Below are 14521 nucleotides of genomic sequence, written 5' to 3'. Positions count from 1 at the left end.
TAACTTCATTATAAAACAAAGGGTTATCATTTGCAACATAAAATCAAAAAAAGTTTGCATTTGTAAAACACACTACATATAATTAAAACAACAAACAAAACGAGGTGATTAAAATTACTACATTCGGAAAAGAAATAAAAGAAATACGTACAAAGAAAAAACTTTCCTTAAAAGAGGTAGCAGAACGAGGCAATTTATCGCATTCTTACTTATCTCAATTAGAAAATGGAAAACGCAATGCGCCAAAACCCGATATGATAAGAAAATTATCTATAGGTTTAGATGTACCGTTTATCCAACTTATGGACTTAGCTGGTCATACAGATTATAAAGAATATTCTTTAATAGAAACTTTTGGAGGAACAGCAACAGAATCGACAGGAGCTACTACATCTGAAGGAAAGAAAATATTTGATATGTACTCAATATTAACTATGTATGCCGAAGTGTATTATAAAGAAACCCACCTTTCAGAAGCTGATAAGGAGTTCTTAATAAATATTTTAGAAAGAACATTCCCTCAAAAATAAAACTGAAAAAAGAATCTGGAGAGGATTGATCCTTAATGGCCTACATATACCAAACAAAGACTGGTAAGTGGGGTTATAACGTCAGCCTGGGAATAGATCCAGTGACGAAGAAGCAGCGGCAAAAGACAAAATCGACATTTAAAACAGAGAAGGATGCGATCCGCGCAGCTGCTCTCTTAGAAAAACAATTTGAAGACGGTGACTATCAGACAGAAACTAAAATCAAAGTAGCAACATATGTGGAAGACTTTTTAACCTGGTATAGTCAAAATGCAAAAAGCAGCAGCGCCCGTACCCGTAAAGTTAATTTAAAACAGCTAACTGAACCGTGGAGCAAAGTACCCCTAAGAAAGATTACAAAGAAGATGTACCAGGAGCGGCTATATGAATTAAGCAGCGAATATAGCAAAAACTACTTACAGGCGATACATACCAGTGGCAAAATGCTATTTAAACGGGCAATAGATCTTGAACTGATCAAGACGGACCCGACGGAAAACTTTAAGCTACCCAAAAAGAAAGTAAGCGTGGAAGATCTGGAGCAGAATGATGAGGACATTAAGTTTCTGGAGAAAGAAGAACTTGCACATTTTTTGCGTGTAACAAAACAACATGGACTGCCTCAAGATGAACTTATCTTTACCACACTTGCGTATACAGGTATGCGGATTGGAGAAGCATTGGCGCTAAAATGGGCCGATATCGATCTTTTGCAGCTTACCCTTAGAATCTCCAAAACACTGTATACGCCACAGAATAATGCAAAGAAGTTTGAACTGTTGACACCAAAAACGAGCAGCTCCCACCGGACACTGCGTACGGATGAACACTTAATCAGCTTGTTCAAGAAACATAAAGCCGCACAAAACGAGCATATTTTAAAATATGGCCAGTATTATCAAAATCATCAATTCGTTTTCGCCCGGAATGATGGATTACCCATGACAAGAAACTTTGTAGATGGCCGTCTACAACGACTGTTGAAAACGGCTGGTATTGAGAAGTCAATCACGCCACATTCGTTTCGTCATACACATACCTCACTGTTAATTGAAGCAGGTGTAGGTATAAAAGAAATTCAGCAGCGGCTCGGTCATGGAGATATTAAAACCACGATGAATATTTATGCTCATATGACGGCCAACATGGAAGAAAAGGCTGCACAACAATTCAGTGATTTGATGAACGGTTTGCTGTAAAATGAAGCTGTCAGCCTTTGCTTTTCTACTGGTAAATATTTACCTATGATTTTTTTATGAGTTTTTTAATACTATAATGAAGCGTTGAGCAGTAAAACCCTTATACTATAAGGTTTTATCGACATAATCTTTTCTACTTGGTTAATCAGATTAATTCCTCCTTTCTGCTTATTGACTACATCATAAAAATTGAAGGACAAAAGATCAAATCACCATTTATTGATTTTCCCCCGCCTGACAGGATATTTGTTTGTCTAAATAAATATAATTATGTCTATATTTGTCTTAATCTGTCGAATAACCACCTATTATTTGTAAATAAAATGATATTCAACAATTTTATGGTACACTTAATATATAAAACGCTTTCAAGAAGGGAGAACCATTGATATGAAAACATTCAAGGTTGCTGAATTTTTTTTAGACAAAGAAGAAGATTCGCATAAAATTCCGTTAAAAGACGGCTTAATTATTAATCGCGAAGATGAAAAACAATCGTGGCTTATTGAATTATTTCTAGATGAAAACGAAGAATTATCCATTCGCCGTTTTCATCATGTATCAAATTTAACTGCCCGTATCGCAATTACTCATAGAGGAAATGCTCCAGCTATTTTTTCCGTTTCAATGCGCGATATTCAAAAGCTTGATCATGGAATCAGTGTCCTGTTTGATGCACAGCTTCGCCAAAGACGGAATGATTATACTAAACAGGTACTCGATTCACTTTTGAAAGAAGGGCTTGAAGGAGAAGAACTGCTAAATACATTTACGGATACGATCCGGAAGCAGTTAAACATGCCGGGAAAATGAAAAAAAGCGCTTCCCTTTTATAAGGAAGCGTTAGTCTTTAATCAATGAATAATCGCTGATTGCAGACCGTCATGACCGGTTTGAATGGTTTGCTGCAACAATTGAATAATATAGTGAATGTCCTGTTTCGTATAAGATTGCGCCGGCAATTCCGTGTCATATACCTGATAGTACAGAAATGAAGCCAACGCAAGCTCCCGTTCATCGGCAGGACTTAGCTGTTCGACTTTTTTTTTATCGAGTTTTTTAAAAAATCGATATAAAAACGTGCTTCTGCTTTGCAGGAATAATCATAATTAGTGCCGAGTTCTTCTTGAAGAGCATCGACCGTTTGGATCTGATCTATTGTTGGCTCTTCAGCAAAAATTTTCTCAACGACTTCATTAATTTTTTGAGCCAGTTCTTCGTGAAAAGATGGATCTGTTTTCAGCTCTTCATCGATCTGGCTGTACCAGGATGCTTTATGCTGAATATAATGACGCCACTCTTTCATAAAATCTTGTGGGCTATAACTTTCTTCATCCCACATAACTTTCGCCATATATTGTTCAAAAGCAGTGTTAATCGACCGGGTAATACTAATTTTCACACCTTGTGGTAAACTGTTCAACATTGACATTGCCAATAGGTACCTCCTAGAAATGGCCTCATTGACTCCTCGAAAATAATAACTCTTATACCTTATCATACTTTTGAACCGGTGACAAAATTTTTTATCCTTTAAAAAAGCACCGCCCAAATAACCCGGCGCGATGCTTAGTTTGTTAACTGTCTTTATTATTGGCGTCTTTCATGTCTTTTTGATCTTCAATAATATCTTCTTCAGGTGTATTCTCGTCTGTAGCCGGATCTAGATCATCATTGGTATTCGTATCGTTGGTTCCATCGTTTTCTCCCGGCAAGACGTCATTATTGTTATCATCCATCATGTCATTGTCATTGTTATCATCTATCATGTCATTGTCATTGTTATCATCCATAATATCATTATCATCCTGTACATCTTCTTCAACGGCTGGATTTTCTTCCTGATTCTCCTCATCATTTCCCCCTCCACAGCCGACAAGAAGCATCGCTGCGAGTGCAGATCCACTAGCTATTTTCAATATTTTCGCATTCATTCGTAGAATATCCCCTTTCACTAATTGTGCTTTTTTGCACTTACTGATTGTATTGTTTCCTGTTTATCAGAAGATTAATCACAAATTTTATAAACAGTATATTCCATATATATAAATATTTATAATATTTTACGTAATGGATGTATAAAAATCCATTTTAAGTAGTTAATAAAAAAACGGTCTCCACCGGTAATCGATGGAGACCGTTCATTATTTCTACTCTAGAGCAAACATTAATTCCGCTTCGCAGACAAGCTCACCTTCTACAGAAGCCATTGCTTTTGCTTTACCGATTGAGCCACGCAGGCGGGTCATTTCGACTTCAAGGCGTAATTGATCACCAGGGACAACTTGGCGCTTAAAGCGGCAGTTATCAATGCCTGCAAAAAAGGCAAGACGGCCTTTGTTTTCTTCCTTTTTCAACATCGCGACAGCGCCTACCTGTGCAAGCGCTTCGACGATTAAAACGCCCGGCATAACCGGATAGTTTGGAAAATGTCCGTTAAAAAACTCTTCATTTGCTGTTACATTTTTCAAACCTACCGCCCGCTTTCCATCTTCTACTTCGACAATACGATCGACAAGAAGAAACGGGTATCGGTGCGGAATTGTTTCTTTAATTTCACGAATATCCATTTTTACACCCACCTTTTAAAAGAGACTTTTTACGATAACGTCGGATAAATGAATCCACGTGTCAGGCATAAACACCTCGATCGGATCACCAGTGCCGATAATGCTATAGCCGATCAGCGCACCTATGACAGCTGTGATGACCATGGTAAACAATGCTAACATGAATCTCCCGAGGGGGGTGAGGCGGGTTTCTTTTTTCCGCTTCCTTTGTTCAGTCACTAATTTATCCTTCCCCTCTATCTGACCCCATTAATTAAGCCGAGCATTTGATCTGCGATTGAAATCGCCTTTGATTGAAATTGATAGGATCGCTGTGTGACCATAAGATCACTCATTTCTTTTGAAAAATCAACGTTTGACTGCTCAAGCATACCGCTCTGGATACCGGCATCTTCCCGCTCCGCTCCAGTCAGATTACGTAATACTTGTCCTTCTGCCACAACTGGCTCCTCCGGAAGTACAAGCAAGTTGTTAGATGCACGCTCTAAAAATTGCAGTTTATCCACCTGTATGATACCCAATAATCCCCCCGCCTGTGCCATCATTTGTTCAGGCGTCATGATAATCGGATTATTACGTTCATCCAATACGGGATAGCCTTCTGACGTAACGAGCATGACATTTTCGCCGCCTGACGGTGTAAGCGAGAAGGAACCGTCACGTGTATAATGAACACGTCCGGTACCCTCTTCATTTTGAATGAGTACTTTAAAAAATTGATTCGGTTTAGACAGTGCAAAATCAAGTGTTCTTCCGGTTTGTCCGAGAACGCCTTGTGTTCCGACCATCTGCGCCTGCGCCATCATTGCGCCGGCACCAAGACGGATACCATAGGGTGTCTGTCTGCCAATGTCTTCATTTTCACGGTACATGTTAACCGTATGCTGATGAACGAGATCAGCAAATGTTGCATCACTCCGTTTATAGCCGATTGTATTCATATTCGCTACATTATTGCTAGTGACATCCATTTTTTTTTGAAGCTGTGACAGCGTGTTGACAGCATTGATCATCGTTCTGTTCATGTTATTTGTCTCCTTACATCACTCTGCCGATTTCATTGGCTGCTTTTTCCATGCTGCGGTCATACGCCATCAGCACTTTTTGATTTGCTTCAAACGCGCGGTATGCCGTTAACATGTCGGTCATTGTACGAGCCGTATCTGTCGTTGATCCCTCTAGAAAAGATTGCTGAACGAAAAAAACGGCTCCTTCCGCGTCAAACGCTGTTGGAAGCGCTGGCCCATCTATCCGATACAAGCCATCCCCTTCTTTTATGAGCGCATTCGGATCTTCTGCATAGGCAATACCTATCTGGCCGATGTCTGCACCATTTTCTGTGACGCGGCCTTCGCCATCTACTTTAAATTGATCTGTAGTCAGCTGAATACGTTCGCCTTCTATGTCTTGAACATAAAGACCGGAAGCCGTTGTTAAATAGCCTTCCGGATCAAGTGTAAAGTTCCCATTGCGTGTGTATCGCGTTTCATTTACTGTATTTTGGACGGTAAAAAAAACCGATTCCCCCTGCAAAGCAAGGTCTGTAGAAAGTCCTGTTTCACGTATGTCACCTTGGCGAAAGTTTGGAATCGCTTCTTGCAAGTAAATGCCTGTGTTTAATGTACCCACAACGGGTTCAAACGGAAGGGTAAATTTATTTTTAACCGGAATGGACGTTTCATCAATACGCTTTAAGAGCATCTCTGGAAAAGCACGCATGCTTGTCTGATCTGCTTTGTAGCCTGGTGTATTCACATTCGACATGTTATTTGTTAATATTTCTGTGCGCCGTTGCTGCGCGATCATGCCCGAAGCCGCTGTGTAAAAACCTTTAAACAAACGATTCACCTCATTTTCAAGCTGTAGACACTGACTACATTATACAATACATAAAGCTGTAATTAACAGAAATTAATGCAAAATGAGGAAATTTAAACAGGGCCATCTTTATATCTTAAATGGCCCTATTTCACTATTTATTCTTTTTTTTGGAAGTAAGACGTTCCATATTGTCGAGCATGATACCAGTGCCGACTGCAACACAGTCCATCGGGTTTTCAGCGACAAATACAGGTACTTTCAGTTCATTCATTAAAAGTTGGTCCATGCCATGCAATAAAGCTCCTCCACCCGTCAGCATAGCACCCCGATCGATAATGTCAGCCGACAGCTCAGGCGGTGTTTTTTCGAGGACATTTTTTGACGCTTGGACAATTTGCATAACCGACTCGCGAAGTGCCTCTTCAATTTCAGCAGAACTTACCGTTAAAACACGTGGAAGTCCCGTCATAATGTCACGTCCTCGGATTTCCATTTCTTCATTGCGCGTTTCTGGAAAGACTGTCCCGATATTTACTTTGATCGCTTCTGCTGTACGCTCACCAATCAACAGTTTATATTGTTTTTTCACATAGCTCATAATATCAGCATCAAATGTGTTACCAGCTACTTTAATAGATTCTGCTGTCACAATCGCACCAAGTGATAAAACAGCTACATCCGTTGTACCGCCACCGATGTCAATGACCATATTACCGCTCGGCTCAAAAATTTCCATGCCGGCGCCAACCGCAGCAACTTTCGGTTCTTCTTCAAGATAAATCGTTTTCCCGCCACTTTTTTCTGCTGCTTCACGAATGGCTTTTTGTTCGACTGCTGTAATTTGCGTGGGACAGCAAATTAAAATACGCGGCTTAGACAACAAGCTTTTTACATTCAATTTGTTAATAAAGTGTTTCAGCATAGATTCCGTTACATCAAAGTCGGCAATAACGCCATCACGCAGCGGACGAATTGCTATGATATGTCCTGGCGTCCGGCCGACCATTTGATACGCTTCTTCCCCCACAGCGAGTACTCTATTTGTATTGCGATCAAGGGCAACGACAGATGGTTCATTTAACACAATACCCTGTCCTTTTACGTGAATAAGTACGTTTGCTGTCCCAAGATCAATTCCAATATCTTTAGATAACATGACCTATTTCCTCCTGAGTTTCCTCTATCTATTTTCATATCATTTAGGCGTTATGTTCCAACGATTTATTTTACCATATAAACACGTAAGTATGGATGAAATCATCGTGGAATATTCGGAAATTACGAGAGATTCATAACCAATATAAAGTGAATCTTCCACCAGCGGGGGTTTTCTTTCATCCCCCGCTGGTGGAAGAGGAACTCAGGTAAAGTGCGCCGCGTCCTGCGGCAATACCTGAGTGTCCAGGCTCTGCCTGGCCCAAACCAATCGGGCCTTTACGGGCAGTTTGTCCCCCACTTATCCTTTTTCGATTTCTCTAAGTCTTGAAATAGGAGTCTTACTGCCCGTTAATCTGCGATAAATTTATATATTACCATAAAACAGAAAAATCCCGCCTTTATGGGCGGGATGAAAAATTCAATTCACGGATGTTTTTTTCTTTCGTCCGGTTCCAGACGCTACCAGATTCACAGTCGTTGCCTGCCCATCTGAAAAGGCAAAGAAATAACCAATTTAACTGTTCGTGTACTACGTTTTACCGCTGATCAAGTGTCTTCCACTTTTCTTTCGTTGCTTCTCCACCGCGTAAATGCCGGATTGATTTATGGTAGTGTAAAATATGTTCGACACGGGCTGAGAGTTCTGGACTGAGGCCCGGCAGCCGCTCGGTTAAATCTTTATGAACTGTGCTTTTTGAGATACCGAATTCTTTTGCAATATCACGTACTGTTTTGTTTGTATCAACGATGTACTCTCCGATATTAAGCGCTCTTTCTTTGATGTAATCGCGCACATGCACGCCTCCCTCACCGGAACCGGGACGGGCGAAATGAGACGTATCTTCTGTTGATATGAGCAAGTAGGCATCGTTATTCATTACTTCGGGGCGGTCTCATTTTTAGAAGCCCCGTTCCTTTTTACTACCATATGCTCATTTCCCAGGAGATATGAACGGTTATTTCCATTGGGAGACCGCTTTTCCGTATAGTGAATCAGGATTGAGCGTCTCGCCATTCTTTGTAACTTCAAAATGAACGTGGACGCCTGCTGATTCATTCATTAAACTTCTGCCAGATTTCCCGATTTTATCACCCTGACTCACTTTGTCTCCTGATTTCACTTGAATATCTGCTACGGATTGGAATGTCATCAGAACACCTTTTCCATGGTCAATCTCAATATAATTACCCAAAAATGCATCTTCCCTTACGTCAGTGACTTTGCCAGACAATGGTGCAATGACGTCAAATGTTTTACCGTTTTCTAATGCGTAATCAACACCTGAACTTTCATAATATGTGTCGTTAAAGACAACGAGTGCTTTTTGTTGGTCATCTTCTGCTGCTTTTTCATCATAAAATGACGTTTTAACTGTGACGTCCGCTTTAGATGGCTTGCTCATTTTTTCCTGGGGACTCTCCTTACCATTTACACTGATCGTTGAGTCATCAAATTCTTTTGAAGCAGGTGCTGGATTCGTGACAGACACTTCATCCTTTTCACGATTCATCACTTCATACATCATAAGACTGGAAATAAGTAAAATGGCGCAAGCGAGATAGATTGCTGGCAGTGCTCGTCTTTTTGTAAAAAAATCTTTCAATTTTGGGGGGAGTGGTTTTTTGCCGCCCTCATTCATGTTCATCACCTCATCACGCATTGTAGACTCGCTTGGGATTTTTTATACATATGTGGAACAATATTTCTTTATCTGTTAAAAAAACGCCACAAACAAAAGGGAAAGCACTACGATGAAATGGTAAAATCAATATAATATTAACTAATAATCGGGGTGTCGAAGTGAAAAAAATAATTCGATTATTATCAATTGCGGCACCTGTCATTTATATGATTGCCATTTGGACCATGTCAGGTCTCCCGCATGATACGATCATGAATTTACCGAATAATACCATGGACCGTTTTTTAAAAGAATCTCTTCATCTTGTCGAGTTTGCTTTTTTATATGTATTGATTATTTATGCATTTTTAGCAAATGGAAAATTGACGTCGTTTATTAGTTTGGCTGCTGTTATATTTGCTTCGTTTTACGGACTGGCGGATGAAATCCATCAGGCATTTGTCCCGTATCGATCGGCTACATTAATTGATGCAATTAAAGATGTAACCGGTGCATTTGTTGCTTTCACGATCGTTAACTATATGTATTTTAAAAAAAATTCACGTATCGGCCGCTGGATGGCTATGTTCAGTGAATGGGCACGTCCGCAATAGAGACAGCGGACGTGTTTTTTATTTTTTAAAGAAATTTTCTACAGATTCAATAGAAGTACCTGGATAATAATGTGTCATAATATCAGTGTATTTTTTCCCTTCTTTTGCCATACCATTTGCCCCATATTGGCTCATGCCAATGCCGTGTCCATATCCTTTCGTCATCATTACAACGTTTTCTCCCTTAACAAACATGTCAAAATCAGCTGATGGCAATTCAAGCGCTTCCCTTATTTCACGTCCAGTAAAGCTTTTTCCGCTAATCTGGATTTCTCCGACGCGTCCGCCTGCCGTACGAGCAATAACAGTTCCTGCCTCACCTGATTTCGGCAATGTAACACCTAGTTTATCTTCCACTTCGACTCGCGGAATAACAATGTCCTGCTTAAAATTTGGTGCCGCTTCATCCCATGGACTTTCAACACTAACCAAATATGGAAGTGATGATTGCCAATATTCTTCAGCATTTTCCGTTTTTCCATTGCCTGATGAAAAAAAAGCAGCAGTAATCGGTTCACCGTTATAAACAAGTACTTCTCCTTCTGTTTCTTTCGCCGCCTCTTCTATCTTTTGTTTGTTTTCTTCAAATTGTGTTCCCCATGTTGCTCTTAGTTCTTCTTCATCTTTAAATACTTGATCGTTAACTGTATCGGTCACTTTAAGGCCGGCCAGCGTCTGCGTCAACATAAAAGTTCTAGCTGCGACAGCCTGTGCTTTTAATGCTTCTTTTTCAAATGTTGCTGGCATTTCAGCTGCGACAACCCCAACAACATAGTCTTCTAGAAGAACGGATTCTGTTTCCTTCGAATCAGAACGTACAACATCAACGGATGGTTCTTCTTTTTGCTCGGTTGTTTTTTCTTCCGTTAAAAAAAGACCGACAGCTGGAATCGCAATTGTAACAATAAGAATAAAAAGAAAAAGATAGAGCATTTTTTTCAAAACAAAATCCCTCCTTGCTGTATAAAAAGGGATATGCATGACTATACTAATTATGACAACACACAAAAAAACCGCCTGCGTAAACAGACGGCTTTTTCAAACAAAAATAGATATAAACATAAATTCAGTTTTCCACTGGGATCGGCGTATCAACTGCTTCCGACACACGTTCAATGTCAGCGCCAAGTGAAGCTAGCTTGCCATGGAAATTCACATATCCACGGTCAAGGTGTTTCAGCTCAGTTACACGTGTATACCCATCCGACACAAGACCAGCAATGACAAGTGCTGCAGCTGCACGTAAATCAGTCGCAGCGACTTCCGCTCCTTGTAAGTCAGATGGTCCGTCAATAATAACAGAACGGCCTTCAATCTTTACATTTGCGTTCATACGGCGAAATTCTTCGACGTGCATAAACCGGTTTTCAAAAACCGTTTCTGTAATGACTCCTGTTCCTTCTGCTTTCAACATAAGTGCCATCATTTGTGACTGCATATCAGTCGGGAAGCCTGGATGCGGCATTGTTTTAATATCGACAGACGTCATTTTATCCGGTCCAATGACACGAACACCATTGTCTTCTTCAATAATTTCAACACCCATTTCCCGCATCTTTGCGATCAATGAAGACATATGCGCAGCAACTGCACCCTCAACTAGTACGTTTCCACCTGTAATCGCTGCAGCTGTCATAAATGTACCTGCTTCAATACGATCAGGAATAATGGCGTGATCCGTACCTTGAAGTGTTTCCACACCTTCAATACGAATCGTTTCCGTTCCAGCGCCGACAACTTTGCCACCCATTTTGTTAATAAGTATGGCAAGATCAACGATTTCCGGCTCTTTTGCGGCATTTTCAAGGATGGTTGTGCCTTCTGCGAGAGCCGCAGCTGTCATAATGTTTTCAGTCGCCCCAACGCTTGGGAAATCCAAATAAATTTTCGCTCCTTGGAGACGTCCATCTGTTTCCGCTTCAATAAATCCATTTTCAACACGGACTTTCGCCCCCATCGCTTCAAATCCTTTTAAATGTTGATCAATGGGACGCGAACCAATTGCACAACCGCCCGGTAAAGCGACACGTGCTTTTCCGTTACGGGCTAATAGTGCGCCCATCACAAGGACAGACGCGCGCATTTTTCGAACATATTCAAATGGCGCCTCAATTAAAAGTTGTTTCGCAGCATCGACTGTCACTGTATTGTTTTCAAATGTTACTTCGCAATTTAAGTGGCGCAACACTTCATTAATTGTATATACATCAGATAAAGTGGGCACGTCACGAATGACGCATTTACCTTCTTTAGCCAACATCGTTGCTGCAAGTACAGGCAACACCGAATTTTTTGCACCTTCAACTTTGACGGAACCGTTCAATTGACGGCCGCCGCGGACGATAATTTTGTCCAAACTGTTCCCCTCCGCGCTCTTTTCTATTATACATATTCAAATCAATGGACTGACGTTCCAGTCCCTTTCCAATGTCTTAATAAATCCCTTCGACAAAACTCATTCAAGTTTACCATCCTGTTCCTGTTATTCACAAGTGAAATTAAGCACAAATTATAGAGATTTTGTGAAGCTGTTTATGAAAAGCATTCTGTTTTATTTTCCCGTATAAAAACATGGCAAACCAAAATGAATGATGTTTCACAAACTCTCCCCACTTAAACTTATATAGTTTTTCCAAAAAAGGCAAGTACATTGATAGATTGATTTTTCATGGTAATAATAATGGCAGCTGACGAGACCAGATAAAATAGTCAAGAAAGAAATTGCTGACGGTCGAACCAATTGCCGTCGCAAGCAATAAATAAAGAAGACGCGCCCGTGCCATCTGGTTTTTGCGAAGTAACTTTTCAAAGCGGATCGCTTGTAGTGCCCAGAAAGACAGACCGATGAAAAACAAGCTCATAATCATGCTAATAAGTGCTTCTTGTCCAAACGATTCAAGCATCGTACGTCCTCCTTTTCTTACAAGTTAATCTCTGAGTGACCAGGCTCAGCCTGGCCCAAATCAATCGGGTCTTTACGGGCAGTTTGCCTCTCACTTATCCTTTTTATGATTCCTTTAAATCTTGAAATGAGAGTTTTGCTGCCCTTTAATCTCCGATAAAAAAGCTGCCCGATCGCTAGAACGATGGACAGCTTATCTCTTCTTATAGTTTGCCTTCGTGCACATTAAGACGGTTAGTCGCTCGTTTCAATGCAAGTTCAGCACGTTTCAAATCGACTTGATCCTGTTTGCCTTGCAAAAGGCGTTCTGCACGCATTTTTGCTTCTTTGGCACGGGCAGCATCAATGTTTTCCGCTTTTTCAGCAGCTTGCGCTAATATCGTTACCTGATCAGGACGAACTTCGAGAAAGCCACCGCTGATAGCGACCAATTCGGATTTGTTGTCGCCCAAAACAAGGCGGACAGCACCGATTTGTAAGGGAGCGACCATCGGCACGTGGCCGGCCATGATGCCGAGCTCGCCGCTTTTTGCTTTCGCACTGACGAGTTCCACGTTCGTATCCACTACCGGGCCGTCAGGAGTGACGATATTGACGTTAAATGTCTTCATAGCTAAACCTCCTGATCCCTATATTAAGCTTTTGCACTCAGCTCTTGTGCTTTTGCAACAACTTCATCAATGCCACCGACAAGACGGAATGCATCTTCAGGAAGATTATCGTGTTTGCCGTCGAGAATTTCTTTAAATCCACGTACTGTCTCTTGGACAGGAACGTAAGATCCTTTTTGACCTGTGAACTGTTCAGCAACGTGGAAGTTTTGCGATAAGAAGAACTGAATGCGGCGCGCACGCGATACAGTCAGTTTATCATCTTCACTTAATTCATCCATACCTAAGATCGCAATGATATCTTGCAATTCTCTGTAACGTTGCAATGTTTGCTGTACCGCACGCGCAATACTGTAATGCTCTTCACCCACGATTTCTGGGGAAAGGGCACGTGATGTAGACGCGAGCGGATCAACTGCTGGGTAAATACCCATTTCAGATAATTTACGCTCAAGGTTTGTTGTCGCATCCAAATGGGCGAACGTTGTCGCTGGCGCTGGATCCGTGTAATCATCGGCTGGGACATAAATTGCTTGGATAGATGTTACAGAACCAACGTTAGTCGATGTAATACGTTCTTGAAGCTGACCCATTTCTGTTGCAAGTGTCGGTTGATAACCTACTGCTGATGGCAGACGGCCAAGAAGGGCAGATACTTCAGAACCTGCTTGCGTGAAACGGAAAATATTATCGATAAAGAACAATACGTCTTGTCCTTGTTCATCACGGAAATATTCAGCCATTGTCAAACCTGACAAAGCAACACGCATACGCGCACCTGGCGGCTCATTCATTTGACCGAATACCATCGCTGTTTTTGCAATAACACCAGAATCGCTCATCTCGTAGAAAAGGTCATTTCCTTCACGAGTACGCTCACCAACACCTGCAAATACGGAAATACCGCCGTGTTCTTGTGCAATGTTGTTGATTAATTCTTGAATTAATACGGTTTTACCTACGCCGGCACCACCGAAAAGACCAATTTTACCACCTTTAATGTAAGGAGCAAGAAGGTCAACAACCTTAATACCTGTTTCCAAAATTTCAGTTTCTGTTGAAAGCTGGTCAAACGTAGGCGCGAGACGGTGAATAGCGTCACGGCGTGCGTCCGCCTCAATTGGCTCTGCCAAGTCGATTGTCTCACCTAACACGTTAAATACGCGGCCAAGTGTAATATCACCAACTGGTACGGCAATCGCGCTTCCTGTATCAATTACTTCCTGGTTACGCTGAAGGCCGTCTGTAGATGCCATCGCGATTGCTCGGATGGAATCATCGCCAAGGTGCGTCGCTACTTCTAACGTCAGTTCAGAAGCTTTATCACCCGCTTCAGAGCTAATTTGTACTTTCAAGGCGTTATAAATGGCAGGTAGTTGACCGTTTTCAAACTTAACGTCAACGACCGGACCCATGACTTGAAGAACGCGTCCTCTGTTCATCTTTTTCCCTCCTGTTTTGCTAAATATATAGTGAGCAGGACAAAGTCTACCC

Annotated in this window: 19 protein-coding genes; 4 read left to right on the top strand and 15 right to left on the bottom strand. The window is 41.2% G+C overall.

The genetic code is table 11. The annotated features are described in order from the left end of the window. Positions 1 to 104: 104 nt before the first annotated feature. The 3 genes from BLL40_RS04655 to BLL40_RS04645 all read left to right on the top strand — a co-directional run bounded on the left by BLL40_RS04655 (position 105) and on the right by BLL40_RS04645 (position 2542). On the top strand, positions 105 to 530 hold the full coding sequence (locus BLL40_RS04655) for a helix-turn-helix domain-containing protein (protein ID WP_073710751.1): 426 nt from the start codon (positions 105 to 107) through the stop codon (positions 528 to 530). A 35-nt stretch (positions 531 to 565) separates the two neighbouring features. Further along, positions 566 to 1729 carry a tyrosine-type recombinase/integrase gene (locus BLL40_RS04650; RefSeq protein ID WP_073710750.1) on the top strand — a complete coding sequence of 388 codons (1164 nt, stop codon included), beginning with the start codon at positions 566 to 568 and terminating at the stop codon, positions 1727 to 1729. Positions 1730 to 2119: 390 nt separating this feature from the next. Continuing rightward, on the top strand, positions 2120 to 2542 hold the full coding sequence (locus BLL40_RS04645; RefSeq protein WP_073710749.1) for a YwpF family protein: 423 nt from the start codon (positions 2120 to 2122) through the stop codon (positions 2540 to 2542). Between the two features lie 41 nt (positions 2543 to 2583). Here the strand turns inward: BLL40_RS04645 and BLL40_RS17320 are convergent, their stop codons facing one another. From BLL40_RS17320 to BLL40_RS04600, 10 genes are all read right to left on the bottom strand, one after another. Further along, positions 2584 to 2730, bottom strand: a complete 147-nt coding sequence (locus tag BLL40_RS17320; RefSeq protein WP_159434191.1) for a hypothetical protein — start codon at positions 2728 to 2730, stop codon at positions 2584 to 2586. A 26-nt stretch (positions 2731 to 2756) separates the two neighbouring features. Further along, positions 2757 to 3161, bottom strand: a complete 405-nt coding sequence (locus tag BLL40_RS04640) for a hypothetical protein (protein ID WP_245797894.1) — start codon at positions 3159 to 3161, stop codon at positions 2757 to 2759. Positions 3162 to 3306: 145 nt separating this feature from the next. Continuing rightward, positions 3307 to 3663, bottom strand: a complete 357-nt coding sequence (locus BLL40_RS04635; RefSeq protein WP_073710748.1) for a hypothetical protein — start codon at positions 3661 to 3663, stop codon at positions 3307 to 3309. 216 nt (positions 3664 to 3879) lie between these two features. Continuing rightward, a complete protein-coding gene (gene fabZ / locus BLL40_RS04630) occupies positions 3880 to 4299 on the bottom strand; it encodes a 3-hydroxyacyl-ACP dehydratase FabZ (RefSeq protein ID WP_073710747.1) in 420 nt (139 codons plus the stop codon). 15 nt (positions 4300 to 4314) lie between these two features. After that, positions 4315 to 4461, bottom strand: a complete 147-nt coding sequence (locus BLL40_RS04625; protein WP_245797887.1) for a DNA-directed RNA polymerase subunit beta — start codon at positions 4459 to 4461, stop codon at positions 4315 to 4317. 74 nt (positions 4462 to 4535) lie between these two features. Continuing rightward, positions 4536 to 5324, bottom strand: a complete 789-nt coding sequence (locus BLL40_RS04620) for a flagellar hook-basal body protein (RefSeq protein WP_073710745.1) — start codon at positions 5322 to 5324, stop codon at positions 4536 to 4538. 13 nt (positions 5325 to 5337) lie between these two features. Continuing rightward, the gene (locus BLL40_RS04615; RefSeq protein WP_073710744.1) at positions 5338 to 6138 is read right to left on the bottom strand and encodes a flagellar hook-basal body protein; all 801 of its coding nucleotides are present in this window, start codon (positions 6136 to 6138) and stop codon (positions 5338 to 5340) included. A gap of 133 nt (positions 6139 to 6271) precedes the next feature. Next, positions 6272 to 7276 carry a rod shape-determining protein gene (gene mreB, locus BLL40_RS04610; RefSeq protein WP_073710743.1) on the bottom strand — a complete coding sequence of 335 codons (1005 nt, stop codon included), beginning with the start codon at positions 7274 to 7276 and terminating at the stop codon, positions 6272 to 6274. Positions 7277 to 7814: 538 nt separating this feature from the next. Next, a complete protein-coding gene (gene spoIIID / locus BLL40_RS04605) occupies positions 7815 to 8072 on the bottom strand; it encodes a sporulation transcriptional regulator SpoIIID (protein ID WP_073710742.1) in 258 nt (85 codons plus the stop codon). Positions 8073 to 8234: 162 nt separating this feature from the next. Then, positions 8235 to 8918, bottom strand: coding sequence for a M23 family metallopeptidase (locus tag BLL40_RS04600; protein ID WP_073710838.1), 684 nt, complete (start codon positions 8916 to 8918; stop codon positions 8235 to 8237). Positions 8919 to 9079: 161 nt separating this feature from the next. Here BLL40_RS04600 and BLL40_RS04595 point away from each other — a divergent pair, with 161 nt between their 5' ends. Then, complete coding sequence (locus BLL40_RS04595; protein WP_083566286.1) at positions 9080 to 9514, top strand: VanZ family protein; 435 nt, start codon at positions 9080 to 9082, stop codon at positions 9512 to 9514. An 18-nt stretch (positions 9515 to 9532) separates the two neighbouring features. Here the strand turns inward: BLL40_RS04595 and spoIID are convergent, their stop codons facing one another. The 5 genes from spoIID to atpD all read right to left on the bottom strand — a co-directional run bounded on the left by spoIID (position 9533) and on the right by atpD (position 14469). Beyond that, on the bottom strand, positions 9533 to 10456 hold the full coding sequence (spoIID, locus tag BLL40_RS04590; protein WP_425429394.1) for a stage II sporulation protein D: 924 nt from the start codon (positions 10454 to 10456) through the stop codon (positions 9533 to 9535). A 124-nt stretch (positions 10457 to 10580) separates the two neighbouring features. Next, on the bottom strand, positions 10581 to 11870 hold the full coding sequence (gene murA / locus BLL40_RS04585) for a UDP-N-acetylglucosamine 1-carboxyvinyltransferase (protein ID WP_073710740.1): 1290 nt from the start codon (positions 11868 to 11870) through the stop codon (positions 10581 to 10583). Positions 11871 to 12180: 310 nt separating this feature from the next. Then, positions 12181 to 12417, bottom strand: coding sequence for a DUF1146 family protein (locus tag BLL40_RS04580; protein ID WP_073710739.1), 237 nt, complete (start codon positions 12415 to 12417; stop codon positions 12181 to 12183). 202 nt (positions 12418 to 12619) lie between these two features. Further along, positions 12620 to 13027, bottom strand: coding sequence for a F0F1 ATP synthase subunit epsilon (locus BLL40_RS04575; RefSeq protein ID WP_073710738.1), 408 nt, complete (start codon positions 13025 to 13027; stop codon positions 12620 to 12622). Between the two features lie 23 nt (positions 13028 to 13050). Further along, entirely contained in the window at positions 13051 to 14469 is a 1419-nt protein-coding gene (atpD, locus tag BLL40_RS04570) for a F0F1 ATP synthase subunit beta (protein ID WP_073710737.1), read from the bottom strand. Positions 14470 to 14521 lie beyond the last annotated feature (52 nt).

This window comes from Domibacillus mangrovi (assembly GCF_001906925.1).
Taxonomy (GTDB): domain Bacteria; phylum Bacillota; class Bacilli; order Bacillales; family Domibacillaceae; genus Domibacillus; species Domibacillus mangrovi.
The sequence above is the reverse complement of the archived record's forward strand: the minus strand, read 5'-3'. Positions and strand labels throughout refer to the sequence as shown.

Coding starts and splice junctions, on each gene's coding strand:
- BLL40_RS04640 (WP_245797894.1), bottom strand. CDS start 3,161: ATGTCAATGTTGAACAGTTTACCACAAGGTGTGAAAATTAGTATTACC.
- BLL40_RS04575 (WP_073710738.1), bottom strand. CDS start 13,027: ATGAAGACATTTAACGTCAATATCGTCACTCCTGACGGCCCGGTAGTG.
- BLL40_RS04580 (WP_073710739.1), bottom strand. CDS start 12,417: ATGCTTGAATCGTTTGGACAAGAAGCACTTATTAGCATGATTATGAGC.
- BLL40_RS04645 (WP_073710749.1), top strand. CDS start 2,120: ATGAAAACATTCAAGGTTGCTGAATTTTTTTTAGACAAAGAAGAAGAT.
- BLL40_RS04625 (WP_245797887.1), bottom strand. CDS start 4,461: ATGTTAGCATTGTTTACCATGGTCATCACAGCTGTCATAGGTGCGCTG.
- BLL40_RS04620 (WP_073710745.1), bottom strand. CDS start 5,324: ATGAACAGAACGATGATCAATGCTGTCAACACGCTGTCACAGCTTCAA.
- fabZ (WP_073710747.1), bottom strand. CDS start 4,299: ATGGATATTCGTGAAATTAAAGAAACAATTCCGCACCGATACCCGTTT.
- BLL40_RS04600 (WP_073710838.1), bottom strand. CDS start 8,918: ATGAATGAGGGCGGCAAAAAACCACTCCCCCCAAAATTGAAAGATTTT.
- atpD (WP_073710737.1), bottom strand. CDS start 14,469: ATGAACAGAGGACGCGTTCTTCAAGTCATGGGTCCGGTCGTTGACGTT.
- mreB (WP_073710743.1), bottom strand. CDS start 7,276: ATGTTATCTAAAGATATTGGAATTGATCTTGGGACAGCAAACGTACTT.
- BLL40_RS04635 (WP_073710748.1), bottom strand. CDS start 3,663: ATGAATGCGAAAATATTGAAAATAGCTAGTGGATCTGCACTCGCAGCG.
- BLL40_RS04650 (WP_073710750.1), top strand. CDS start 566: ATGGCCTACATATACCAAACAAAGACTGGTAAGTGGGGTTATAACGTC.